Below are 25,081 nucleotides of genomic sequence, written 5' to 3'. Positions count from 1 at the left end.
TTATAACCGCCAGCGACGTCACTCGCGTCTTGGCAATATATCGCCAGCCTTATTTGCTGAAAATTTTAATCGGCACTCACAGGCAGCTTAGAACATGAGTGTCCGCTATTGACAGTACACCTCAGATAATGCGCTCGACCTTCCCAAAGGAGTTGTGGCCCTCTCAAATTCAACTCGGACATGCTGGCATATTTTCCGGTACTTCTGGTGTCATTCAAATGCCAACAAGTGCAGGCAAAACCCGTTCGATTGAAATCATTTTACGAAGTGGTTTTTTGTCAGCTCGCGCTAGGGTAGCTGTGGTGGTCGCCCCGTTCAAAGCGCTGTGTCATGAAATAGGTAACTCGTTGAGGCAATCATTCAAAGAAGATGACATAACAGTTAACGAGCTATCAGACGCACTTCAACTTGATTTTTTGGATCAGATTTCTGAGTTAATTGGCATAGAGGCGCCGAAATCCCGCTATGTTTTGGTGCTTACTCCCGAAAAATTCCTATATGTATTGCGACAAGTACCTGAAGCTTTAAAAGATATTGGCATAGTTGTGTATGATGAAGGGCATCAGTTTGATTCGGGCAGTCGCGGTATCACCTATGAATTATTGCTGACTGAAATCAAAAATCTTTTGCCCGGAACAGCACAGACTGTCTTGGTTTCAGCAGTAATACGCAATGCAAAAGAAGTTGGGAATTGGCTTATTGGAGATGGAGCCAAAATAATTAATGGAGTTGGACTTTTGCCGACTGCGCGCTCCATCGCCTTCGCGACGTGGCTGGAGCGTCTTGGACAACTCCATTTCTTCGAATCAAGTAATTACGATAGGTACGACTATTTTGTACCTAGAGCCATTGAACAGCAAATGCTTAGCAGGAAAGGAAAAGAAAGGAACGATCGTTATTTCCCGGAAAAAGATGATGATGCTTGGAAAGATATTTCACTTTACCTAGGTATTCGACTTTCACCGCAAGGTGCCGTTGCAATCTTCTGTGGACGCAAAGACACAGCATCTAGCATCGCCGAGCGAGCAGTTGAAATTTATGAGCGAGGTTATCAACTTGAGCCGCCATCTAGTAATTCGGACCCGAATGAAATCGCTCGTCTCGTAAATTTGATACGAAAGCATTTGGGTGCAGAATCTAGTCTCGCTCTTGCTGCGGAATTAGGAGTATTTGTTCATCATGGGAATACCCCTCACGGCATAAGACTATCCGTTGAACATGCCATGCAGCATGAGCGAATCAGATTGATTGCTTGTACATCGACGCTTGCTCAGGGCGTAAATCTCCCTATTCGGTATCTAATTGTTTCAGGAGTTAACCAAGGAGCCGATCAAATCCGAACACGTGATTTTCAGAACCTCATCGGACGTGCGGGAAGATCAGGAATGCACACTGAAGGGCTCGTTATATTTGCAGATCCTCGTGTGCTTGATAGACGAAAAGTCGAATCGTGGAGGTTCAATGCTGCAGTAAATCTTCTGGATATTCAGCAAGCCGAAGACACCACCAGTTCACTACTAACGTTACTGGCACCGTTTAAAAGCGTCAATGGATTAGAAAATTTGCAGATGTCGCTTGTCGATGTACCGAAACTCTTACTTTCGGGCCAAGAAATTTGGCTTGATTGGGCCGCCAATGTCGAGCGGAAATTTGGGCAATCCAGATTTTCAGCGAAAGAAATATTTTCAGAGCTTAAATTCCGACGCCGACTATTGATGTCTGTCGAAAGTTACTTGATGGCAAATCGAGGAACAGACGAATTTGAATTATTTAAGGCTCAAGTCCGTGAACTGGCCAAGACTACGCTAGCACATCATTTGGCTTCGCACGACGAACAAGAAGCATTAGTTGGCTTGTTTGAACTTGTAGCAGACCACGTGCAAAGTGTAGTACCTATGCCGGGAAAACAAGCCACTTATGCGAAAACATTGCTTGGCGTTGATGCAGCAATTGCTATAGAAAAATGGGTTGAGGAACGCAGAGATAAATTGTTAGAGTTAACTACGAATATAGACTGGTTAAACAACGTGTGGCCATTACTCTGCGAGCAAATCGATGACAAATTCTTCGGCCAAATTGAACCGCCTGAACTTCCAAAGGAGTTGGCGTTTCAGTGGCTGATCGGGGTGAGCTACGGCGACTTGGTGGCATATGCCGAATCCAAAAATGGCACCAAACCGTGGGGTAAAAGACGTAGACGCTTGACAGATACAGATGTTATTAAATTTCTTGAGAATACTCTTAGTTTCGATTGTTCATTGTTACTCTCTGCTGTAGCACAATTGTTGTTTGGCAGTACAAATTCGTTCAATGATGACACTGCAGCCCTCACTCTTTTTCAGAAATCATTGAAGTATGGATTGCCAGATTGGATATCTATTTCCGCAGTCGAACGCGGATTCGCTGACCGTGTTATTGCCTTGGCTTACGAGAAATTTTAATGCAATTTGGATATGAGGGAGTCTACTTTGGGCCAGCGCTGCAATCACACCGGAATGTAATTTCGGCATTCCTTGAAGACTATCCGAGTTATTTCAAAGCTGTTTTCGACAGCATTGGAGAAAAGGGTGTGTGATTCATATTAAAACAAAGTCTGAGCGATTCGGTTCTTAGGAAAGATACCAGAATTAGAAAAACTGATTCACGATTGCTCCATATTCAATAAATTTTAAGAACCATGTTTCAATGGGATAAGTGCGACCAAATTAACTCTCACAAGACGCAGCGCCCCCCCCATAAACCTATTAGATCGTGAATACCTTCAATCTGCAAACTGCATATTGAAGGTTGTATTTACTGAGTCACCACTTAGCTCCGCAAATCCTGTAAATAACTCACTTCTCCAACCTCCCCAAAATCTCCTGCGCAATTTTAATCCTCGCCGCATTTGGATAGCTCTTGTTGGCAAGGATGACTATGCCCATTTTCTTATGTGGAATAAAAGCGATGTAGGCGCCAAAGCCGCTGGTGGCTCCGGTTTTATGGATGAATACCTTTGTTTGAGATGCGATGAGTGGCTTGATTTTTTGTACTGGTGTGGCTTCAAAGACCATGCGCTCGGATGAGCCTTCCAGCAGTGCTGACATATTTGCGGGGTAGGGGTATGACTCCCACATCAGGCTTTGGGTCATGCGGCCAGCTTTGAAATAGCCGGTGTGGGTATCGTTCAAAGCTTGCGCAAACTCCGGGCTCAGTTTCTTCTCGCCTACATTGGCCTTGATAAACTGCAGCAGATCGCTGGCTGTGGTTTTGACGCTATAGGCTTCAATGGACAGTACGTCGTCACGCAGGCGGACTGGGGTGTCGTCTTTTTTATAGCCCTGTGCATAGTCTGCCCACCTTGCCTCCGGCACGACCATGTAGCTGTTGTGCATGCCAAAAGCGGGGAAGATTTGTTCCTGCATCACAGTGGCAAATGGCTGTTGCAAGCTCTTGGCGGCGATGACGCCGAGCATGCCTGCGCTGAGGTTGCTATAGGTGCGATAGTGGCCCTGATCGTGAGCGGGTTTCCAGTTCTTGAAATAAGTCATCAATTGTTCATCGCTGTTGACTTCATCCGGGACTTGTAAGGGCAGGCCACCTGTAGTGTGGGTTGCCAGGCTTAGCACGGTGGTTTCGCCAAAGGCGGAGCCTTGCAAACTGTCTATGTGATCGGCCACTTTGTCGCTCAGCGCCAGCTTGCCCCTGACCTGTGCCAGGGTCGCCATGGTCGCTGCGAAAGTCTTACTGATGGAACCTACCTCAAACAGGGTTGCATCTGTGACGGCTTTATTTTCTGCCCTGGATGCCAGGCCGTAGTTGTAGACATATTGTTTGCCATCGACAAAAATGCCGACGGCCATGCCGGGGATGTCATGGGTTTTCATGGCTGGAAGTATGGCTGCATCGACAGCGCGTTTAACAGTGCCCACTTCTGCACTGGTGGCTGGCAGGCACAGGATGGCGCTGCCAACAAGTACGCCTATACGAAGATATTGTATGGCTGGTGATGTCATTTTATTTTCCTAAAATTTGCTGAATCAGTGTGTCAAAAATACTTGCTATTTAATTTCGGTTAATGCGGGCCGTTCACAACTTTAGTTCCCAGACCAGCCGCCAGGTGCGTGCGGTTTGCTGCTGGCTGTTTTCAGTCCAGCGCTCGCTGGCAGTGGTAAAGCTGCCGCTTTCCATCTTGTTTTGCTGCAAGACATTGGTCACAGAAAAACGTAACTGGCTTTGCTTGTTTTGCTTCCAGGCCAGGTAAATATCCAGGTGACGTCTGGGGCTGGTGTGTCCTGTCATGTAGGCAGATTCACGCAGGTTGTCTGCGGCCTGGAAGTTGTAGTCTGCCCCGGCGCGCCAGGCTGGCTGGATCTGGTAGTCAGCACCGGCGCTGATCAATAAGCCGGTTTGTTGTGCCAGGCGATTGTCGGGGCCAGGGACTTGCTCTACCCTGGACCAGTTACGGTTAAGGTTGCCATGTATCTCTATGGCGGGCATGCTGGCATACAGTTGTTGCAGGTTGAGCTTGGCTTCGATTTCCAGCCCCAGTATCCTGGCGCGGCCATCATTGATGAGACTGCTTACCCAGGTACTGCCGTTTGGCAGGGTTTGCTCGATCATGACATCATCGATGCGCCGCCAATAGGCATTGGCACTGATGAGGCTGGCTTCGCTCAGGTAATGTTCATAGGCAAGCTCCATACCCCAAGCGCGCTCGGGGCGCAAATTTGGGTTACCCTGAAAATCCGCATTCAGTGGGGTGTTGTTATTATCGACGCGGAACAGGCGCGGTACCAGGTTGGCAACGGTAGGCAGCTTGAAGCTGCGGTTGATTGCCATACGCCATTGTCTTTTGGCATCAAGCTTCCAGACACTTTGCAGTATGGGACTCAACATGGTGGAATTATTTTGAAAATCAAAAACACCTGCCTCGCGGCTATTGCTACTGATGCGTTCCATGCGCAAACCCAGGTAGGCTGACCAGGCGCTGCTAATGCTCCACTCATCCTGGATATAGGCCACCAGTTTTTGCAAGCTGGCCTGGTAGGCATGGGCGCTGTAGTCTGTAGTTCCCAAGGAGAGCGCAGTTTCTTGTTCATCGCGGTTTTCATGGCGCAATGCGCGGCTGGTTTCCCAACCCAGGCTGAGTACATGCGACTCTGTATACGGTGCCAGGTATTTGCCGTTGAAGCGGTATTCATGCTCATCAGCATCCCCGATAACATAGCGATGTACACTCAAGGCCCCAGCATTATCCTTGCCCCAGAACTGGAATTTTGTGGCCCGGTCTATGCTGTTCCAGCCAAAATTCATGCTCAGTTTGGCACTATCGGCCAGACGACGTTCCCAACTGAAGTCATTGCGTGAGGTCAGTATATGCGCGGCCCAAATGCTGTGATTGTCAGGGTATTCTGTGGAGTTACCAAGTTGGGTATTTTCTTTTTCATTCTTGGCTTGCTCTGCCCTGCTCAGGTTGAGGTTGGCTTGCCAGTTGAGGCTGGTTTGCCCATCGATTTTCCAGTTCAGGCGGGGTGAGAAGCTGGCAGCATCACGGCGATTTTGCTGGCTTTGCTGGAGTACCCTGTCAGTTTGTTGCCATGCTGCATAAGCATCTGCACGGATGGCATGCGTTTCGGACTGGGTGGTATTGACTTCATTATTATTGCTTTCCAATGTACCGGCCAGGACATAGCTAATGTCTGCCCCTGCGCCAGGCAATTGATCACCGACACTCCAGGATAAATTGCCGGACAGGCGACCAGCTTGCAGGCTGGCATTGGATTTGATTTCTGTCGCTTGCTGACTGCTTTTTTTCTTGAGGATGATGTTGATGGTACCGGCTATGCTTTGGGCGCTGACATCGGCCCCGGCAACACGCATGACTTCTATGCTTTCTATGAGTTCAGGGGCAATACTGTCTATGCTGAAGCCGACGGGTGTAGCCTGGCCGTTCAGCAAGATCTGGGTATAGCCATTGCCCAGGCCGCGCATGCGTATCTCTGCCCCTTTGCCCTTGCTTTCGGTAACGCTGATGCCGGGCAGGCGTTTCAAGACTTCACTAAGATTGCTGTCACCGTATTTGTCGATGTCGTCGCGACCATATATGGCACGCATTCCGACATCATCTTGCCGGTCGCGATTGGGCTGGGCCTTGCCCGTAATTTCGACTTGTGATGGTGTTTGAGCGGATGTTGGCGGTGCCAGCTCTTGCGCCCATACTGGTTTGCTGGCGAACAAAGCCAGTACACTTAAAGCGATGCCAGACAAGCGTGGCAAGTGATTCAGACGTAATGAGGTCTGCTGAAAAAGCATGATGTGTTCTTTCATCTACAGTGTAAAGGCGTGGGAGGACCTTGCGCCTGTTATGGCGCAAGACTGTCAAGCAAGGAATAGGAGTGGTTTAGCCTGGTGTGGCAGCTTCCAGTGCCGTGCGTATGTGCATGACATCGTCGGTGCGCATATCGCTGTTTTTTGCATTCAGCAAGACCATGATGATGGGCTTGCCTGCCAGCGTGGTACGCATGGTGATACAGCGCCCGGCGATTTTTGAATACCCAGTTTTGGACAGGCTGATGTCCCAGTCCTTGTCAGCAGTCAGGCTATTTGTGCTTTGGTAGTCATGGGTTTGTCCGGCTACGCTGTACTGGCCCTCGCTGCGACTGGTCAGCGTGCTCAATTCAGGGTAGCTGGCGGCGACCTTGACCAGGCGGGCGATGTCCCTGGCGGTGGAACGATTATTTGGTGAAATACCTGATGCTTCGTCCAGATAGGTGGCTTGCAAACCCAGGCTGGCAGTTTTCTTTTGCAAAGCGGCGATAAAGGCGGCTTTGCCACCAGGATAACTTCTGGCCAGGGCACGCGCTGCAGCATTGCTGGAAGGGATCAGGGCCAGCTCCAGCAGGTTTTGCCGCGATAGGCTAATGCCTGCTGGCAACTTGATCTGAGTATTTTGCCATGTACCTATATCGTCCTTGGTGATGGTTATACTTTCCTGCATGTCCAGCTTGGCATCCAGGGTCACCATGGCCGTCATCAATTTGCTCAGTGAAGCAATGGGGACGACGGTATCTGCATTTTTTTCCAATAAGACTTTGCCGCTTTGTTCGTCGATGACCAGTACATGTTCTGAGCTGGTCTTGACATAGGCATTGACATGGGTCACTGGCGCAGATTTTTCTGCAGGCGCTGCTACTGATAGCTCTGGCGCTGCATTCACCTGGGTCTGCAATAGCAGCAGCAAGGCCGCGGCGATGCCAAGCACAGGAGCTGCCATTTTCCAGTGCCATGGCTGTGCATCCGGGCGTACCAGGCGCTTGATGCGTGAGAGCAAATCACCACCATTCGCCGCCATCGCAGTTGGCGGCAAAGCGGCGATTTGCAGTTTATCCAGCACTTGCAAGGCACGCGCCAATGGCTTGCTCTGCCCCAGCATGCCCGCCGCCATATCGTCGGCAATCAACTCTCTTTCTGCATTGATGCGCTTGGATACCCACCATACGGCAGGGTGATAAAACAGTAGCGACAGCACCAGATTTTGCAGCAGGTTGACGGCATAATCCCAGCGCTTGATATGCGCCAGTTCATGCGCCAGCAAGGCTTCTATCATGTCAGGTGCCATGCCACTCAGCAGAGAGGCTGGCATCACCACTACAGGTTTCAGGCAGCCGTAGGTGACCGGGCTTAACAAGTCTTTTTGAAACCTCACCTGTACCTGGCGACGTATGGAGAATTGATATGCCAGTTGATTGGTGCGCGCCTGCCATTGTTGGGTCAGTACTGCAATATCATTGCCATGCTGGCCCAGTCTATACACCCATAGCAGGCCCAGGGCCAGACGCATCAGCATCAATAGCACGCCCATACCCCAGATGCTGACCACCAGCGGCAACCAGGCTTCTATCTGCGCTGCCAGCAGGCTTTGCCTGATCCAGATCAGGTCCAGGGAGATACTGGTCTTGCTGGCCAGCTGTAGCGCTGTTTCCAGGTTGATGGTTTGCGGGTCCCGCCATTGTTGCAGCACGCCCAGCGCTGGCCACAGCAGGCACATCAACATCGCCGCGCAAGCCAGCATATAGCGCAATTGTGGACGGGCATTACGGGTCAGGGCCAGCAAGATGGCGCAAACGCTGGCAATCAATGCACCTTGCCAGACGAAGTGCAGCAAAGGCCAGCCCAGCAATTCAGTCAGCGTATGTTCTGTGAGCAGGGAGGCAGGCATCATGATTTTTTCTCATCCTGCATGATTTGCTCGATTTCATCGCGTTCTTTGTCGGTGACGTGGCCGCGCAGGGCAGCCAGCACCAGGGCCTTGCCCGAACCGGCAAAAACTTTCTGTATCATGTCTTTGAGCAAATTGGTTTGCAAGGAATCCTGTTCTTGCGCAGCTGCATAGACATGCGAGCGCTGGCTTTCATCACGTATCAGGATACCTTTTCCATGCATGATTTGCAGATGACGCAAGACCGTGGCATAGGCCAGATCGGGGCGTTCATCCTGTATGTTTTCATGCAATTGCTTGGCACTCATGGGGCCATGCTGCCATAAGACCTTGAGCAAGTTCAGTTCGGAGGCCGTGGGCTTGGGAATAGATGATTTTGCAACAGAAGTAGACATACTCAACATCCAGATTAAACAATGGATGCAGAATAAATGTTCTAGAAACTTTTGTCTAGAACTTTTTTTCTAGATTATTCAATTATTTGTTCAGCCTGTGGCGATGAGCCTGTCTTCACGTCTGGGGGATGGCCACAGGCCAGCAGGACGTTTCAGCATGACGGTGACCATGGTCATGCCTATCAAGAGCTGGCGCAGTACTTCAGGTTCTATCAGCATGCTGCCAAACAGAGACATCTGCACGGGAACAACCACATAGCGCAATACTTCGGGCAGGATCGCCAGCAGCACTGCCCCCAGGATAACGCCAGGTATATGGCCTATGCCGCCCAATATCACCATGGACAAGACCGTGATTGATTCATTCAATGAAAACGATTCTGGTGAAACAAAACCCTGGAAGACGGCAAACATGGCACCCGCCACGCCACCAAACGAAGCCCCCATGGCAAAAGCCAGCAGCTTGATATTGCGGGTATTGATGCCCATGGCTATCGCGGCAGTTTCATCTTCGCGTATGGCAATGAAGGCGCGCCCCAGTCGCGAGTCATGCAGGCGTACTGTTACGAAGATGATGCAGGCACACAGGAATAAGAAAAGAAAGTAATAGGCATTCACCGAAGGCATGGAAAAACTGCCTATCTGCACTGGCGACCCCAGGCCTGGCTCGCCCCCCAGAGAAACGCCAAAGATGCGTATATGGTCTATCATATTGATGCCCTTGGGGCCGTCGGTAATATTAACAGGTGCATTCAGATTGATGATAAAGATGCGCACGATTTCACCAAAACCCAGGGTCACCACGGCCAGGTAATCCCCTCGCAATTTCAGGGTAGGCGCACCAAGCAAAGCCCCCAGTAGTGCTGCCAGCGTTGCCCCCAAAGGGACGATGATCCACACCGACAGATGTAGACCATGCGCGGCAATCTCTGGTCCGCAAAACCATAGCAAGACATGACCCAGCGCCGGGAAATTATTCAGCAGCGACTCCAGCAAGACCGCAAACTGCGGCGATGCCAGCAGAGCAGTCATATACGCCCCCAAAGCATAGAAGGCGATATAACCAAGATCGAGCAAACCCGCAAAACCCACGACGATGTTAAGCCCCAGGGCCAGCATGATGTACAGCAGGGCAAAATCCATGATGCGCACCCAGGCATTGCCAAACTGCATGGCAACGAAGGGGAAAGCCAGCATGACGGTAATGAGCAATACCAGTAAGGGATAAGCCTGACGGGGATTTGCGCTGGTATCAAAGTAATGGCTCATGGCCTTGCCCGGCAATTGATAATCCAGGTATCTTAAACGCCTGGTCTTGCTGCCGCTATCATGTTCTTGCTCACATCATGCCACGCTGCTGGGATTGGCTAGGTGTCATGCCAAATACAGAGCGGAAGCTGGATGTGAAATGGCTATGACTGGCAAAACCGCAGGCGTGGGCTATCTTTGACAAGTCATGGCAACTCGCCTGCATGGCGCGCAAGGCACTGGCCAGACGCGTGCGTATCAGGTAACGATGGACAGGCAAACCAACTTCTTCCCTGAATACCCTGGAGAGATGAAAAGGAGATGTATGCACATAGCGGGCCAGCTCATCGAGCGCCCAGTCCTGATGGGGATAAAGCGAAATCAGTTCTTTGACTGTCTCTACTTGCCAGCGCCTCCGACTCTGCGTCAGGGTCGGTCTGGCATTGTCGAGTTGTCCAGGGTTTCTGCATGCAGCCTGTACAGATGCAGTCAGCACGGAGACGCTGATTTCTTGCACCGCCAGTTGATCAACTACCGGTGCATGCAAATGCCGCCACAAGAGTTCACGGTGGAGGACGCTGGCAGGCGGCAGCAGACTATGCGGCCTGAGTACGGGTGTATACAGTTGTTGCACGCCAGCGGCATCGACCAGCATTTGCATGAGTGCTTCTTTGGAGAAATCCAGCACCAGGGCCTCATCACCTATGTTGCCAGGAAAAGTGATGCGATACGGTTGCCCAGTGCCCAGGAAAATCGCGTGATTGGCGTTGGCGATGACATGCTGTTTCGGGCCATCATGCTTGGCCAGCACACCGGCAATGGGTAGCAATACCAGGTCGGCAGTTTCGCATTCCAGCTCTTGTGAGTCATCCGGCGCAGGCCGTGCCACGCCATGTCGTATGGACAGCAATTCACTTTGGAAGAGGGTACGCAGAGTTAATGCCATGGTCCACGGGATGCGATAGTTTTATCAAACTTGTCCAGCCAAGCTTAAACCTTACGCGAACAAATTAAAACTTGAAAATCTCATCTTCCATGGCAATAAAAAATGCCGCTCACATTCTGCATTCAAGAACACTTGAAACTGTTTTGATTGTTTTTGCTTCATGCTCTACTAAAGTATGCCCGCAACTATTTGTCTGGCTGATGTTTTTTAAGTCTTTATCAGCGTGCTCGAAAATTCACTTTGGCAACAACTTGCGGCGCTCATATTCAAGCTGGTTGACGTGCCGCTGTATGGCCACATCCATTTCATGTGGCAAGTTGGAAAAGCTGACGCCTATGCGATGTCTGCCCTGTTTGTTTTTCTCTATCTGTGTGACATGGCGTACCACGCCTTCGCAGCGCACAACATTGCGGATGCCAAGCACGATATGCAATTTGGCGATGCGGTCCTGCACCCTGATTTCTGGCGGGCCAGAGACCTGTACGCTTAATCCGCCCACACATAAGTCATGGATGGGCCAATAAGCCAGGGTTTCGCCCTGCTCGTTATACAGCCTGACCTTGAGCGGATCGACGATGGGTAATTGATTGCGGAAGTATTCACGGCGCTGCATGCGCACCACACGCTGCGGTATGGGTACCCAGAAGGCATCCTGCCCCCCCCAGCTGAAACGCTGGGGATTGAGCCCGGTAAATTGCACCCGTATGCCATCTGGCAAAGCCAGAAAAACACAGGAACTGGCTTTTTCCAGCAATTTATTGGCGCGTGCATCACCACCTATATCAAATACCAGACCATCATCCCTGGCCGAGAGTACCAGGGTGACGATGAATTCACGACCTTCATTAAAATAGACCGTGACTGGCTCACGTCTGTGCGCAAGCTCATTCAATATCCCCAGTATTTCCCTCTGGCCCAGCAGGAAGAATTTGTCTTCTATTTGCTCATTACTCAATGATGCTGACATCCGTCTACCTTTTTTATCTATTTTTCCTGAAAAATAGACTGCTTATTACTATAGGTCAATAAAAGAATACCAGTACTGTCTTTGAAATAAGACTTCAGTTGTTTTTTGGTTTTGGCGAGACCAGCACCGGGCTTTCTCCTTGCATCAACAAGGATAGCGTGATTATCGGATAATGCCTGTTTGCCCCACTGATGATGTGCGATAAATGAAAATACTAGCGATCTGCGGCAGCTTGCGTGCTGCATCCCTGAATGGCATGTTGATACGAGCAATCAAGCATCTGGCACCACCGGATATGGAAATCCTGCCCTATGCCGGGATGGCGTCTTTACCCTTATTTAATCCTGACCTGGATTTAACCCCACCCGCCAGCGTACAAGACTTGAAGGCACAAATCACTGCTGCCGATGCCGTGCTGATTGCCAGCCCGGAATATGCCCATGGCGTCACGGGTGTCATCAAGAATGCGCTGGACTGGACAGTCAGTAGCGAGGTCTTCGTCTACAAACCCGTTATCGTGTTGAATGCCTCACCCAGGGCCACGCATGCCGATGCGGCATTGCGGGAGACCTTGAGCGTCATGTCGGCCCATATCATGCAAGCCGCTTCGATCAAGCTACCTGTCATAGGTGCGGGGCTGGATGAAGACGGCATAATGCACGACCAAATGATAGCCACCAGTGTGAGAATAGCCCTGATAGCTGCCAGGTCTGAATGGAAATTACATCAGGACAGGCTAAGTTCAGACAGCTAAAGCCTGTTCCAGCAGGGTGTGCAATTCACTAAAGGAAGGTTCACCAACATAGCGCTTGAGAACATTGCCCTGCTTGTCGATGACATAGGTGGTTGGGGTCAGCTTGACTTCACCAAAAGCGCGCGCCAGCTTGCCTTCCAGGTCCAGGGCAACATGGAAAGGCAGTTTGCGGGTTTCAGCATAGTTGAGCACGTAATTGGGGGCGTCATAGCTCATGGCTACGGCCACAAATTCCAGGCCCTGCTTATTGTATTTATTGTAGGTTTCTATCATTTTAGGCATCTCTGCCACGCAAGTTGCGCAGGAGGTGGCCCAGAAGTTGACCATGACCACCTTGCCACGCAAGCTTTGTGTGGAGATTTTTTCACCTTTGAGGTTGGTGAAACTAACATCCGGCATGGGCGTCCTGGCTTGGTAGGTATAAAAAAATGTGGCAGCCAGGGCGATCAATGCCGTAGCGGCAATGACAGAAAATATAGCAAATTTACGCGGTGAAGAAGGCGCCAGCATGTTTTTTTCCAAAGCAAGTGATCATTCAAGTCCACATTATACGGCTTAAGTCAAAATCGGGCTTTGCGCTCCGTCACAGATGCGCGGGTCTTACCAAAGCTTGGCAACAGGAACGACGACACCGGCAAACCATGACCAGTCCTGAGATGCGCTGGTCAATCCTCTGGTCATACCTGCATCCAGGGTCAGGCGTTTGTTGGGGCTGTAAGTCAGGGCGAACAGGGCCTGGCCCTGGTTTTTTGTTCCAGCACGGCGCCAGCCCGCCCATTCAGCTGTAACACCCATTTTGTCATTGATCGCCGTAGAAAACGAAGCCGACAAGCCGGTTTGCCAATGTGAAGTGGCATCCTCGGCAAAACCGACATGTGTCGTGTTCAAGTTCACGTCAGCATGTATCTTGCCCAAGTCCTGGCTGAATATGCCATTCAGAGTCCAGTCTGCCTTACCTGACCCCAGAGGTTCTTTGGCAGTAGGAAATTTATTGCCCAGCTCCAGACCAAATGCGGTGTCATCATTGACGATAAACGCCCGTTTAATGGTCAGGCTGGTATCGCCAAAACCACGGTCACGCTGGCCTGCACCGTCGTCATTGATGATCCTGGCCTCGCCCCCCAGCAAGATGCCCCACTCTTTCGAAAATGCCAGCTTGAACAGATAAGGCAGACTCTGGCGCTGTGCAGGCCCGGTTTTGATGGTGTTGACGCCCATTTCCAGCTCCAGTTGGCCTGCCACTGGCAGTTGCGCAGAATTGGATACCGAGGGGCGATAAGGGGTGATAGCATCGACCTCTTCATCGGCAGCACAGGCAAGCTGGCAGGTCAGGCTGGCCAGGCACGCCAGGGTGGCAAAACTCAATCGGGATATTCTGGACATGATTTTCCTTTTATTCTGAAATAAGCACAGCGGGTGCACTGATGGCCTTGCCTGCAACATGGGTAGTCAGGACTATCGCTGTCGAGGTGGAGCCAAAGGCATTCAATTCATTAATGATACGCTGTAAATGTTCTACATCGGTAGCCAGCACGCGCATGACGGCACCGTCTTCACCTGTCACAGTATAGCAATCAATGATTTCGGGGCAATTGGCCACATAATGGGCATATGGTCGCCCCTGCTGAGTCGACAGCCGTATCATGGCGGTGATTTGATAACCCAGCGCCTTGGGATTAATATCGGCACGATAGGCGCGTATTACCTGGGCAGCTTCGAGGCGCTTGATGCGTTCGGAGACAGCAGGCTGGCTAAGATGTACCTGGCGACCTATCTCGGCATGCGACATGCGCGCATCCTGTTGCAATAATTGCAGGATTTTTTGATCAAACTGATCAAGTTTATGATTCATAAGCATTTTTTATAAATTTCCAATCAAACCCATGACCAGATGAGCAATTCCCTATGGAATCCTATTCAAACCATGGCTTGCACTTGTTAAAGTAGAGCTTACACCAAACTTTTGTATGCCCTGGAAAAATTACCATGACAACGACTATCACAGCCGGCCAGCTTGCCCATATTGCCAAGGAATTCGACACGCCTTGCTGGGCTTACGATGCCACTATTATAAGAGCACAAATTGCCCGCTTGCGACAATTTGATGTGATCCGCTTTGCCCAGAAGGCCTCCAGCAATATCCATTTGCTGCGCCTGATGCGTGAAGAAGGCGTGATGGTAGATTCTGTCTCGCTCGGTGAAGTGGAACGTGCACTGGTGGCAGGTTATGCCAGCCAGGCTGAGCATGGCGGCCATGCTCCTATCGTATTCACCGCTGATTTGCTGGACCGTGCAACCCTGAAGCGTGTGGTGGAATTGAATATTCCGGTGAATTGCGGTTCACCGCAAATGCTGGAGCAACTGGGGCAAGCCCATCCCGGCCATGCCGTGTGGTTGCGCATCAACCCTGGTTTTGGCCACGGCCACAGCCGCAAGACCAATACCGGTGGCGAGCAAAGCAAGCACGGTATCTGGCATGAAGAATTGCAAAACGCGCTGGCTATCATCGATCAATATGGTTTGACGCTGGTGGGCCTGCACATGCATATAGGTTCTGGTGTTGATTATGATCATTTGCAAAGCGTTTGCGATGCCATGATAGAGCAGGTGAAAATCTGCCAGCGTGACTTGCAGGCAATCTCCATAGGCGGTGGCCTGTCCATCCCTTACCGCGGTGACGAGCCTGCGGTGGATACTGCGCACTATTTTGAAATCTGGGACAAGGCCAGGAAAGAAATCGAAATCCTGCTGGGCCACAAGATCAGCATGGAGATAGAACCTGGCCGCTTCCTGGTGGCGCAATCCGGTATGTTGATTTCTGAATTGCGCGCGCAAAAGCAGGTGGGCAGCAATTTCTTCGCCCTTGTCGATGCAGGCTTTAATGATTTGGTGCGTCCGTCCATGTATGGTAGCTTCCACCGCATTAGCTGTCATGCAGCAGATGGCACTGCGCGCACCACGGCCTTGCGCCCTACCGTGGTTGCCGGGCCTTTGTGTGAGTCTGGGGATGTATTCACGCAAGAAGATGGCGGCGTGGTCACGACTCAGGATTTGCCCGCTTGCGAAATTGGCGACCTGTTCGTCTTCCATGATGCTGGCGCCTATGGTGCCAGCATGTCGTCGAACTATAATTCACGCCCGCTGATACCTGAGATTCTGGTCGATGGTGAGCAGATCAAACAAATCCGCCGTCGCCAGACAGTGCAGGAATTGATTGCGCTGGAAAACCTGTAAGGTCTAATGAAATTCTTCTATGAGCCCGGCCTTGCGGGCTTTGAGGATGGCGACATTGAGCTTGTCTATGATGCCGTCATCCTTGTCTGCCCGAACAGCGAAATGGGTAGTATCTATAAGCAGGGGTTTGGGTAAGACTGTCAAACGGACATCGGCAAAAGTTGAATTGCCACCTTCATTATCATCCCGCAAAGCCTGCAACCTGCGCTCGAGAAAGCGCGGGTCTTTGCGCAGTGCACTGAACAAGCCTGCATCCATGCGCCGGAACAAGAGTTTGTAGATACGCGACAAGGGTGCGTGATTATCGACTTCGACTTTAAAGAGATTGTCTTTCAGGGCATCAAATTGATCGCCATAGCTAAAACCGCGCTGTATACCTATGGTCTTGCCCTTGAGATCCGCCATGGTATTGAAAGGGAACTGGGCATCGCTTCTGGTAACCAGAAACATATACTTGGATTGTACCGGCAAGGAAAAGTGGAAGATTTTTTCTCTTTCCCTGGTCTTGCTGACACCATATAAGACCCCCTCCCCATTTTCAGCGGCCCGCATGGCGCGCGGCCAGGGACTACGTTGTTGCTGTATCTGTAAATTTTCTTCACGGGCGATGAAGTCAAATAATTTGCTCGCCAATTCCATAGGGAGAGGCTGGCCTTGCTGGTCTATGGGGTCAGCCGTCAACATCACCACTTCCTTGGCATGCGCAACCTGCTGCCCCGTCAGCAATAACAGGCTGAGCAATGTCAGCCGCAAAACCAGAGCAGGATTACACAAGTGCATTGACTTCACCATGACCTTATATCCAAAACTCTCCCCCAGATCAGGCAGACAACAATCTTCCCCTGCCAGAGGCAAGGATGAAATTAATGTGGGAGAGTAAAGCAGACTAGTCTCATTTACTGAGAAACAAGCACCGTCACCGAATAGCCTTCAGATGAAGGCTTGATATATAGTAACGTCATTCAAAAGATGCAGCAAGTTTGACCATGGATATTTAAACAATAAGCCCTGCAAACATTGGCATGGGTTTGATCAGCTTTTTGCTGCGCTGGCAGGTTTGTGGATGATAGCCTTGATATGCGCCCATTGCGCAGCTTTGATGCCGCCTTTGTAGGACTCAATGACCTTGCCATCACGGCCTATGAGAAACACAGTAGGTGTGGCAAATACCTTGCCAAAATTATCCTGGTAATCCGGGGCATTGCGCCAGAGGGAAGGAAAGCCTTGATTCTCTTTGCTCAGCCATTTTGCTTGTTTGGCATATTCATCAATGTCGCTCATGGCATCGTCTATGCTGACGGTGACCAGTTCAAATCCTGATTTTTTATTGGCTTCATAAAATTTGCGGAAAATGGGCATCTCGGCCTGGCAAGTCGGGCACCAGGTCGCCCAGAAGGTCACCAAAATGACATTGCCCTTGCCAGTATCGAGCTTATACGGTTTGCCGTTGAGCATGGAGCCCGCCAGGGTGGGCTGGGCAGGGGCTACATCCTTGGCCGCCTGGGCACAGGGTGTGCTGATGATGGCAGTGAACATGGTTGTCATCATCAAGGTTTTTGACATACTGGGCATGGCAGCACTCCAATCTATCTACGCTGTAAGCACGTGTTTAGGATCTTACAGCATAGTCCAGATTGGAGTTGTCCGTCTGCACTTATAAAGCAATCTCGGCAAAAGCCGCAGATCGTGTACTTGGCCGTGGCGGATTATCTGCCGCCCTGTAAGTAAAGACCATGGAAAACTTGGTCGCTGCCGTCTGGTTCTTGCCTGCAGCATGGAAAAGATTGCTATGAAATAGCAAGACGTCCCCCTGCTGCAAAGCTACGGGCTGGGCTTGCGCCAGCAAAGCCTGGTTTTGCTCCAGATCAGTACGCAAGAACTGGGCTTCATCGAGTTGTGCCACGTCAACGTCCATTTTATGGGAACCAGGTATCACCAGCAGACAGCCATTTTCCAGGGTTTCATTACGTAGTGCCAGCCATGAAGATACCAGTTCTGCCCGCTGGAAATTCCAGTAACGGCTATCCCTGTGCCAGCCTGTGGCGGTGGAATATTGCGGCTGCTTGCTCATGATGCAATTGTGATGAGACTGAGACAGCAAGGCCCCCTCACCCAGCAACTGCAATAAAGGCTGCGCCAACGATGGCCCGGTTGCCCATAGTGCCAGACGCGGGTCACGGGCATAGGCTTGCAGCAAACGCCTGGCGGTCAAGCCACCTTCTGCATCGCGTGAAGCGGGCGCACCAGGATAACGGGTGTCAGCCTCATATTCTATGGGTTGTACCTGCCCGGCCAGTTGCTGTTCGCAATAGGCGATCACTTCTTCACAATAAGCGGCACTGGCTTGCTGCCGCAATACCAGAAACCCCTGGCTGACGAATTGCTGTTGTTGGGCACTGCTTAACATGGTCATCATTTTCTATGAACAAAATACTATTGCCGCACATTATTTTCAATGCACCAGAATGGCGCACTCTTGATTTTAGGAGAGTTTATCCAGCAGTGATCAGAACAGATGCAGGCAAATTAAGCCGGATTGTGATTAGCGCGTAAATATAAAAATCCAGTAATAGGTGATAATGTAGGCCAAATTCAACGCTAAGCCTCTTACTTAACATGACACATACCATACTGGAAAACATCAACGTCAGTTCTTTCGAGAACATGCCCACTCCTGAAGAATTACATGCGCGCCTGCCCTTGAGCGATCTGGCTGGCGATGTGGTCGAGCAAAGCCGTGAGAGCCTGCGCAGCATATTGGAACGCAAGGACAAGCGCCTGTTCGTCGTGGTGGGCCCCTGCTCCATTCATGATCCTGTGGCTGGCCTGGAGTATGCGCGCCGCCTGAAAGCCCTGCAGGAAGAAGTCAAGGATGTGATGTTGCTGGTGATGCGCGTGTATTTTGAAAAGCCACGCACGACCACAGGCTGGAAGGGTTATATCAATGACCCGTATATGGATGATTCTTTCCGCGTTGATGAGGGCATGGAAAAAGCCCGCCAGTTTTTGCTGGATGTCTGTGAACTCGGTTTGCCAACCGGAACAGAGGCACTGGACCCTATCTCGCCACAATACCTGGGTGACCTGATCGCCTGGACGGCCATCGGTGCACGCACCACGGAATCACAAACCCATCGCGAAATGTCATCCGGCCTGTCCACGCCCGTCGGCTTCAAGAATGGGACGGATGGCGACATCAGCATTGCCATCAATGCGATTTTGTCGGCATCACACCCGCATTCTTTCCTGGGTCTGAATGGCCAGGGCCGCGTCTCTATCGTACGCACCAGCGGCAATCAATATGGTCATGTGGTCTTGCGCGGTGGTGGTGATCGCCCGAACTACGATACTGTATCTGTCGCCATGGCCCAGCAAGCCCTGGTCAAGGCCAAGCTGCCACCCAATATCGTGGTTGATTGCTCACATGCCAACAGCTATAAAAAGCCGGAACTGCAACCCCTGGTCATGGCGGATGTCATCAACCAGATTGCCAACGGCAACAAAGATATCGTGGGCGTCATGATAGAGTCCAACATCATTGCCGGTAACCAGCCCATCCCGGAAGATTTGTCGCAACTCAAATACGGCTGTTCAGTCACCGATGCCTGCGTGGATTGGGAAACGACGGAGAAGATGTTGCGGGATGCGGCAGCAAGATTGCGCGGCTAATCCCGGATCAATTTATGCTGATTATCAATATAGAGGGCATGCTAGCCGGGGCTATCATAGGAGGTATTTATTTCCTGATCACCCTGGTATTTCCAGATGTGGAATATCCCGTCAAATACGCAAGTGTAGCCACATTATTTTTACTCATAGGCACGGTTGCAGATAAGCTAGGCTACCAGCCAAGGATTTACTTTGCCAAATTCAAATTGATAGGGATAGTGCTGACGATTCTTGGCAGCTTTATATTTCTGGGTGTCGCGATGTTTATCGTCGCCCTCACCATCAGTGCTATTGGTATTTTTTTATGGAAAAGAAATAGGGAATATAAACTCTTTTTACATGCCCAGACCTGTCTGACAAATTATTTGGAAAACCAGGTAAAAGATACGCATGCACACAAAAGATTATTGCTGGAGGCACTTTTTCAAAATATCTGGCTCAACAAAAGGCCAGAATTTTTTGTACATAACGAAAAAGTATTGGATGCCCTCATCACTGATATCACGCTTGCGCGAAATGAGGACGAGGTCTACTATTTAAGACATGTCCAAGAAAAACTTCAAGAGCAAAAAATACAAACGAAATGGTCTTGGAAATTAAAAAATATTGGCAAGGCAAAATATAGCCTGACACAATTACTTGATAATCAGGGCATAGGCCGCTTCCGCCCACGCATGTAATGGTGCCGTTCAGCTTGGATTCGACAATTGCTGTTACATAAATGGGTGCGACATCTGCACCCATTTTTCAATTGAACTGTGCTTTCAGAACAAATTATTTTGCTTTGAAACACGCCACAGCAATATCAAAACCTATCCTCATCGTGGCATCAGTCATGATTTGTGCCTCAGGGCCGCTCATATATTTTTTACCTGCCCGGGTTTCGTAAAATTGTTTGATTTCATTTTGCTCGACATCACTGAAAGTCGCAACGGCTTTCACTTGCGCAGGATGATTGCGGTTATAAGCCTGGGTCTCAAATGCGGTGATGTATTTGACACCCAGGGGTGTTTCGTAAAAGTCAGCGACAGCACGTAATTCTTCGCTAGTGAAATTCGCGACATACAGGCCTTGTACTTCTGCTTCGGATTTTTTCCAGGTCTTGTCTATGCAAGGAAATTTTGCTGGCTGGCTAGTTGCCTTGATCATTCTGACGACACCGCTGGCATTGATGACGCGCGTTGCCTGGGCAGTGGCCGCGGAATCGCTGCCAGCGGCCAAGGCTGATCCTGCCATGCCACTGAGCAGGCACAAGCTAATCATGAATTGTTCGGTTTTATACACGTGCAGACCTTATCTATGCAATTAATTAACCTGCCATTGTAAAGCCCAGGCTCACAATTGCCTTAGTTGCTGCATGCATTTGACATAGGAAAGCTGTATTTCTGTCTGATTTTTGTGCTTCCCTGCCTGCACTATTTTTTGCCCTCCGACATAGACGTCGCGCACCAGATTATCATTGCCTGCAAAGATCCAGGTATTGAGTACATCCGCACTATCAACATCTGCGAGGTTGGGATGCTGATCATCAAGTACCACGATGTCTGCACGGTAACCGACACTCAGTTGCCCGAGCTTGCGGCCACTGGCTTGCGCACCGCCTTGCAGGGCTGCCTGATATAAGAAATCACCGACTTTGCGCTGTCCTGGCATGCTGGCTATATTGCGACCTTGCAGTCGCAGGCGTTGTCCATATTCCAGCCAGCGCAATTCTTCTACCGGGCTTTGTGAGACATGGCTGTCACTGCCCACGCCAAAGCGGCCACCGGCTGCGAGGTAATCTGGCAGATCGAAAAAACCGTCGCCGAGATTGCCTTCGGTTGTTGTGCATATCCCTGCCACTGCGCCGCTGGCGGCCATGCCCTGCACTTCTGCTTTGTTGAGATGGGTGGCATGTACCAGGCACCAACGCTCATCCACCAGACCAGTATCGAGCAAGAGTTCTACCGGGCGCTTGCCTGAGTAGGCGATGCAGGCATCGACTTCTTTTTGCTGCTCGGCGATATGGATATGGATGGGGCGTGCCGCAGGCAAGGCAGCTACCAGTTCACGTATCTGGCTGATGCTGGCGGCGCGCAATGAATGCGGGGCCACACCAACTTCGACCTGCGTACTGCGCTTGCCTTCCAGCGCTTCTATCAATTGCATGATCTCGACCACATTGGTGGAGAAACGGCGCTGGTCATGACGTAGAGCCTGCTCGCCAAAATCGGCATAGCTGTATAGCACTGGCAGCATGCTGATGCCCATGCCGGTCTGTTCTGCAGCAGCGATGACACGTTCTGCCATCTCGGCGGGACGCGCATAAAAACTGCCGTCCTGGTCACGGTGCAGGTAATGAAATTCACAAACTGCGGTATAGCCATGGCGCAGGCATTCTGCATACAGTTGTGCGGCGATGGCCTGGATTTGCTCAGGCTTGATATGCAGTGCATAGCGATACATGAGATCGCGCCAGGTCCAGAAACTGTCCTTGCCCTCGCCCGCCATTTCTGTCATGCCTGCCATGGCACGCTGGAAGGCATGTGAATGCAAATTGGTCATGCCGGGCAGCACAAATTGCGCCTGGTTTTCACTGGCCTGCGCGGTGGTATCCAGTTCTATCTGGCTCAGCTCACCGCTGGTAGTCCAGTGCAGGCGCACATTGCTGGTCCAGCCTTGCGGCAGTAAAGCATGATGGGCAAACAGACTACTCATGCGGCTCTCCCTTGTGTCTTATTCCAGTCCAGGCAAGCCTGTAATAATTGCTTCAATAAAGGCTGCACCTGCACTGCCAGATCAGGCCGGTATGCATATGGTGCAGCTTCATTCATGTAGATGCACTGACTCATCTCCAGTTGCACTGCATGGATATGACGTGAAGGCTGGCCGTAATTGCGGGTGATAAAACCGCCTTTGAAACGACCATTGAAAACATGGCTATAGGCTTGCGCATCGCTGGCGTTTTGCAGGCTGTTTGCGATGGCAGTTTGCATGCCGGTATCACAGGATTTTTGGTCAGCAGTACCAAAGTTCAGGTCTGGTAACTTACCTTCGAAAAAGCGTGGCACTTCAGATGCGATGGAATGCGCATCCCACAAAACCACGCTGCCATGCAGGCTCAACAAACGCTCCAGTTCTTGCTGCAATTGCTGGTGATACGGTTGCCAGTAAGTAGTGATGCGACGCTGTACTTCGGCTTCTGTCGGCACATTCTCAGCCGCATACAGGGGCTGTTTGGCGAAGGTATCGAGCGGGCAAAGGCCGGTAGTATCCTGGCCCGGATACAAATTGGCATTGTCTGAAGAACGGTTCAGGTCTATCACATAGCGTGAATATTCAGCTGCGATGGTGGAGGCACCCAGCTCTGTTGCCATATTGTAGAGCTCACGCAAATGCCAGTCAGTATCGGCTTTTTCTCGCGCGACTGGCAGCATCTGGGCTGCGATATCATCCGGTATGCTGGTGCCCACATGGGGCATGGAAATCAGCAGCGGCAGGTTGCCCTGTTGAAAGTGATAAGCAGTCATGATGTCTCCGGTATTTATGGATGTTGTAGTTTGCGGCTCAGCCTGTCAGCTGCTGCCAGGGTCATATTGATGAGTTCTTGTTTGCGCTGCTGTATGCGCTGTGCCGGTGCCATCAGGGACAAGGTGGCTTCCAGTTTATCGCGACCAGAAAACACGGGTGCGCTGACGCCCCAGATGCCGAGATCGATTTCGTTTTCACTAGTGGCATATCTTTGCTCACGTATGTGGCTTAACTGGGTTTGCAAATCTTGCAGGGATTGACTGGATAGTGGTGCATTTTCCAGGAAATTTTGTGACAGCAATTCGTCTTGCAAGGCAGGCGGCAAGTAGGCCAGCAAGGCTTTGGCCGAAGCGCCACGCACGCTGGAACTGGCACGCCCCTTGGCAAAAGAGCAGCGCAGGGCTTGCTGGCTTTCCTGCATGTCCAGGCACACCACCTGTCCATTCACATAGGCCAGCAAGCCCACGCTTTCGCCCGATTTTTGTACCAGATCTGCCAGTTCGTCACGCGCTGCACTCATGAGCCAGGAATGCTGGTCAAAGCCACGCGCCAGTTGTACTGCCAAAGGGCCAGGTTCATACAGACCGGTTTGCGCATGTTCCTGCACCAGCCCCCATTTCTTCAGCGGCGCGAGCTGGCGGTATAGGGTACTGAGAGGCAAGCCGGTTTGCTCCACCAGTTCACGCGCAGACAGCGCCTGACCGTGGCGGGCGACACAGGCCAGGACCTGTAAAACGCGTTCGCTTTGAGGAATGTCTATTTTATGAGGGACAGCCATGGCGGCAAGCTAGCATATAAAACTGAATATACTCATGCTAGCATTTGAGTGGGAAACATCAACCACGAATTCCCACGCAGTGAGAAATAAATTTATTTTTTCAACTCAAAATAATATTAATCATGATACAGCGGGCCTGCATATCCATCTGATCCACTGACGAATGCGGCATCTTCCCCATCGAATGAATGACTGCCACTGCTTCCCAATGTGGGTTGTACAAACAGATAACAAGCTAGTACTCCGATAACAGGGAGCAGCCAGATCAAGACATATTGGGCATATTTTTGCGCAGGCTCAAAAAACTCGCTCTTTGCCAGTAGATAAGTTACATACACATTCATTGCCAGCAAGACGATGGCAATGATGATGGCGACGACAATGAGTGGATTCATATTGACACAAGCTATTATCAAGACTCAGACGTATGAAACTTCAATGATCCAGGCCATGCAAACCAACCCCAGGATATTCAGGACCATCGTCCTTGAAGCTGATTTTGTGACCCAGGTATGGTTTAGCCAGCGAATGACAAAGCAGGCTGCCAATGAAAGGCAGCAGCCAAATCAAGAAAAATTGGGCAATTTTTTGCATGAATCCATAATAGTCACTACTTAAAATACAGTAACTGACATAGATGTTTAGCGCACATATTGTGCACAGGCAGTATATCGTCAACGTCTCAAGATGACTCATGGCTTAATTCCTGCTATACGCCGTCAACTGACAATTACGATTCTCTTGCGCCGGGAAGCTGGCCTTGATGGCGTCATACTTGCTCTTTTCGTCTGCACTCAGGGCCCTGAGCTGGTAAGCAAACTTGCTGGTGCTGATGGAGCGTGGGCCTATGCGGGCTGAACGTACACCCTTGTTGCTGAGATTATTCAAATGCAATTTGGCGGCTTCTTCCGTCTTGAAGACCCCGAGGGAAATGCCCCAGCGTAAACTGCTCTGGTCTTGCACGATATAAAAATCATTGATGCCGAGGCGGCGCAACTCACCGGCTTTTTTGTCTGCGCCTTCTTTGCTGCCTTGCGAAGGTATGAAGACCATGTGGGTGGCAACGTCGACGATATTGATGCGTGACTGACGGTCTCCCAGTGCCAGGGCTTTCAATCTTTCTTCTATCCTGGCGATTTCAGTTTGCTGGAAGTTACCAACTTCCAGACAGGCGATGAGTTCTGCTTTCTTTTCTGCCGTAGGCTCACTCGGGGTGAGCGCTTCTGTCGCAGTCATGAGTTTTAACTGATCGGCATGATGTTGTTTTTTCAAACGCTCAGGTTCATGGGTGTCGAGTGACCAATGTCCCAGATAGCCGAGATTAAATGCCAGCAAGAAGGCATTCAGGGCAAGCAGGCTCCAAAAAAAGAATCTCAGCAT

General features: G+C 50.6%; 24 protein-coding genes. 5 read left to right on the top strand and 19 right to left on the bottom strand.

Annotated elements, in window-relative coordinates; genetic code table 11:
* Positions 1-128: 128 nt before the first annotated feature.
* Positions 129-2,441 carry a DEAD/DEAH box helicase gene (locus tag ACO0LC_RS27840; RefSeq protein ID WP_423009294.1) on the top strand — a complete coding sequence of 771 codons (2,313 nt, stop codon included), beginning with the start codon at positions 129-131 and terminating at the stop codon, positions 2,439-2,441.
* A 393-nt stretch (positions 2,442-2,834) separates the two neighbouring features.
* Here ACO0LC_RS27840 and ampC read toward each other — a convergent pair whose 3' ends face one another.
* The 7 genes from ampC to ACO0LC_RS27805 all read right to left on the bottom strand — a co-directional run bounded on the left by ampC (position 2,835) and on the right by ACO0LC_RS27805 (position 11,756).
* Positions 2,835-3,995, bottom strand: coding sequence for a class C beta-lactamase (gene ampC / locus ACO0LC_RS27835; protein ID WP_423009292.1), 1,161 nt, complete (start codon positions 3,993-3,995; stop codon positions 2,835-2,837).
* Positions 3,996-4,068: 73 nt separating this feature from the next.
* Positions 4,069-6,294, bottom strand: coding sequence for a TonB-dependent receptor plug domain-containing protein (locus ACO0LC_RS27830; protein ID WP_423009290.1), 2,226 nt, complete (start codon positions 6,292-6,294; stop codon positions 4,069-4,071).
* Between the two features lie 88 nt (positions 6,295-6,382).
* Entirely contained in the window at positions 6,383-8,203 is a 1,821-nt protein-coding gene (locus ACO0LC_RS27825) for a M56 family metallopeptidase (protein WP_423009288.1), read from the bottom strand.
* Positions 8,200-8,595, bottom strand: a complete 396-nt coding sequence (locus tag ACO0LC_RS27820; RefSeq protein WP_423009286.1) for a BlaI/MecI/CopY family transcriptional regulator — start codon at positions 8,593-8,595, stop codon at positions 8,200-8,202. Before ACO0LC_RS27820 ends, ACO0LC_RS27825 begins: the two co-directional genes overlap by 4 nt.
* A gap of 90 nt (positions 8,596-8,685) precedes the next feature.
* Complete coding sequence (locus ACO0LC_RS27815; RefSeq protein WP_423009284.1) at positions 8,686-9,864, bottom strand: ABC transporter permease subunit; 1,179 nt, start codon at positions 9,862-9,864, stop codon at positions 8,686-8,688.
* A gap of 70 nt (positions 9,865-9,934) precedes the next feature.
* Positions 9,935-10,789, bottom strand: coding sequence for a helix-turn-helix transcriptional regulator (locus ACO0LC_RS27810; RefSeq protein ID WP_423009283.1), 855 nt, complete (start codon positions 10,787-10,789; stop codon positions 9,935-9,937).
* A gap of 235 nt (positions 10,790-11,024) precedes the next feature.
* On the bottom strand, positions 11,025-11,756 hold the full coding sequence (locus ACO0LC_RS27805) for a flagellar brake protein (protein ID WP_423009281.1): 732 nt from the start codon (positions 11,754-11,756) through the stop codon (positions 11,025-11,027).
* Between the two features lie 205 nt (positions 11,757-11,961).
* Between ACO0LC_RS27805 and ACO0LC_RS27800 the strand changes: the two genes are divergently transcribed.
* Positions 11,962-12,510 carry an NADPH-dependent FMN reductase gene (locus tag ACO0LC_RS27800; protein WP_423009279.1) on the top strand — a complete coding sequence of 183 codons (549 nt, stop codon included), beginning with the start codon at positions 11,962-11,964 and terminating at the stop codon, positions 12,508-12,510.
* Here ACO0LC_RS27800 and ACO0LC_RS27795 read toward each other — a convergent pair.
* The 3 genes from ACO0LC_RS27795 to ACO0LC_RS27785 all read right to left on the bottom strand — a co-directional run bounded on the left by ACO0LC_RS27795 (position 12,499) and on the right by ACO0LC_RS27785 (position 14,362).
* Entirely contained in the window at positions 12,499-13,020 is a 522-nt protein-coding gene (locus ACO0LC_RS27795) for a TlpA family protein disulfide reductase (protein ID WP_423009277.1), read from the bottom strand. The genes ACO0LC_RS27800 and ACO0LC_RS27795 overlap by 12 nt on opposite strands.
* Positions 13,021-13,110: 90 nt before the next feature.
* A complete protein-coding gene (locus tag ACO0LC_RS27790) occupies positions 13,111-13,893 on the bottom strand; it encodes a transporter (RefSeq protein WP_423009275.1) in 783 nt (260 codons plus the stop codon).
* 10 nt (positions 13,894-13,903) lie between these two features.
* A complete protein-coding gene (locus ACO0LC_RS27785; RefSeq protein WP_423009273.1) occupies positions 13,904-14,362 on the bottom strand; it encodes an Lrp/AsnC family transcriptional regulator in 459 nt (152 codons plus the stop codon).
* 134 nt (positions 14,363-14,496) lie between these two features.
* On the opposite strand from ACO0LC_RS27785, the gene lysA reads away from it, so the two are divergent.
* On the top strand, positions 14,497-15,744 hold the full coding sequence (gene lysA, locus ACO0LC_RS27780; protein WP_423009271.1) for a diaminopimelate decarboxylase: 1,248 nt from the start codon (positions 14,497-14,499) through the stop codon (positions 15,742-15,744).
* Between the two features lie 3 nt (positions 15,745-15,747).
* On the opposite strand, the gene ACO0LC_RS27775 is transcribed toward lysA, so the two are convergent.
* The 3 genes from ACO0LC_RS27775 to ACO0LC_RS27765 form a co-directional block, all read right to left on the bottom strand.
* The gene (locus ACO0LC_RS27775) at positions 15,748-16,536 is read right to left on the bottom strand and encodes a substrate-binding periplasmic protein (protein WP_423009269.1); all 789 of its coding nucleotides are present in this window, start codon (positions 16,534-16,536) and stop codon (positions 15,748-15,750) included.
* A gap of 240 nt (positions 16,537-16,776) precedes the next feature.
* Entirely contained in the window at positions 16,777-17,316 is a 540-nt protein-coding gene (locus tag ACO0LC_RS27770) for a TlpA family protein disulfide reductase (protein WP_423009267.1), read from the bottom strand.
* Positions 17,317-17,398: 82 nt separating this feature from the next.
* Entirely contained in the window at positions 17,399-18,151 is a 753-nt protein-coding gene (locus ACO0LC_RS27765; RefSeq protein ID WP_423009265.1) for a phytanoyl-CoA dioxygenase family protein, read from the bottom strand.
* 209 nt (positions 18,152-18,360) lie between these two features.
* On the opposite strand from ACO0LC_RS27765, the gene ACO0LC_RS27760 reads away from it, so the two are divergent.
* Together ACO0LC_RS27760 and ACO0LC_RS27755 are read left to right on the top strand one after the other, a co-directional pair.
* Positions 18,361-19,413 carry a 3-deoxy-7-phosphoheptulonate synthase gene (locus ACO0LC_RS27760; RefSeq protein ID WP_423009263.1) on the top strand — a complete coding sequence of 351 codons (1,053 nt, stop codon included), beginning with the start codon at positions 18,361-18,363 and terminating at the stop codon, positions 19,411-19,413.
* A gap of 14 nt (positions 19,414-19,427) precedes the next feature.
* On the top strand, positions 19,428-20,093 hold the full coding sequence (locus tag ACO0LC_RS27755; RefSeq protein WP_423009261.1) for a hypothetical protein: 666 nt from the start codon (positions 19,428-19,430) through the stop codon (positions 20,091-20,093).
* A gap of 94 nt (positions 20,094-20,187) precedes the next feature.
* Here ACO0LC_RS27755 and ACO0LC_RS27750 read toward each other — a convergent pair whose 3' ends face one another.
* From ACO0LC_RS27750 to ACO0LC_RS27725, 6 genes are all read right to left on the bottom strand, one after another.
* Positions 20,188-20,697, bottom strand: a complete 510-nt coding sequence (locus ACO0LC_RS27750) for a DUF2059 domain-containing protein (protein WP_423009259.1) — start codon at positions 20,695-20,697, stop codon at positions 20,188-20,190.
* A 51-nt stretch (positions 20,698-20,748) separates the two neighbouring features.
* Positions 20,749-22,110, bottom strand: coding sequence for a formimidoylglutamate deiminase (locus ACO0LC_RS27745; protein WP_423009257.1), 1,362 nt, complete (start codon positions 22,108-22,110; stop codon positions 20,749-20,751).
* The gene (hutG, locus tag ACO0LC_RS27740; protein ID WP_423009255.1) at positions 22,107-22,922 is read right to left on the bottom strand and encodes an N-formylglutamate deformylase; all 816 of its coding nucleotides are present in this window, start codon (positions 22,920-22,922) and stop codon (positions 22,107-22,109) included. The genes ACO0LC_RS27745 and hutG overlap by 4 nt, the downstream gene beginning before the upstream one ends.
* A 14-nt stretch (positions 22,923-22,936) precedes the next feature.
* Positions 22,937-23,701 (bottom strand): IclR family transcriptional regulator, encoded by a 765-nt coding sequence (locus tag ACO0LC_RS27735; protein WP_423009253.1) that lies wholly within the window; start codon positions 23,699-23,701, stop codon positions 22,937-22,939.
* A 116-nt stretch (positions 23,702-23,817) separates the two neighbouring features.
* The gene (locus tag ACO0LC_RS27730) at positions 23,818-24,096 is read right to left on the bottom strand and encodes a hypothetical protein (protein ID WP_423009251.1); all 279 of its coding nucleotides are present in this window, start codon (positions 24,094-24,096) and stop codon (positions 23,818-23,820) included.
* Between the two features lie 304 nt (positions 24,097-24,400).
* Positions 24,401-25,081: an SPOR domain-containing protein gene (locus ACO0LC_RS27725; protein ID WP_423009249.1), complete on the bottom strand. Its 681-nt coding sequence runs from the start codon at positions 25,079-25,081 to the stop codon at positions 24,401-24,403.

It is taken from the genome of Undibacterium sp. JH2W, assembly GCF_049340425.1.
GTDB lineage: Bacteria > Pseudomonadota > Gammaproteobacteria > Burkholderiales > Burkholderiaceae_D > Undibacterium.
This window is presented reverse-complemented; position numbering and strand designations above follow the sequence as displayed.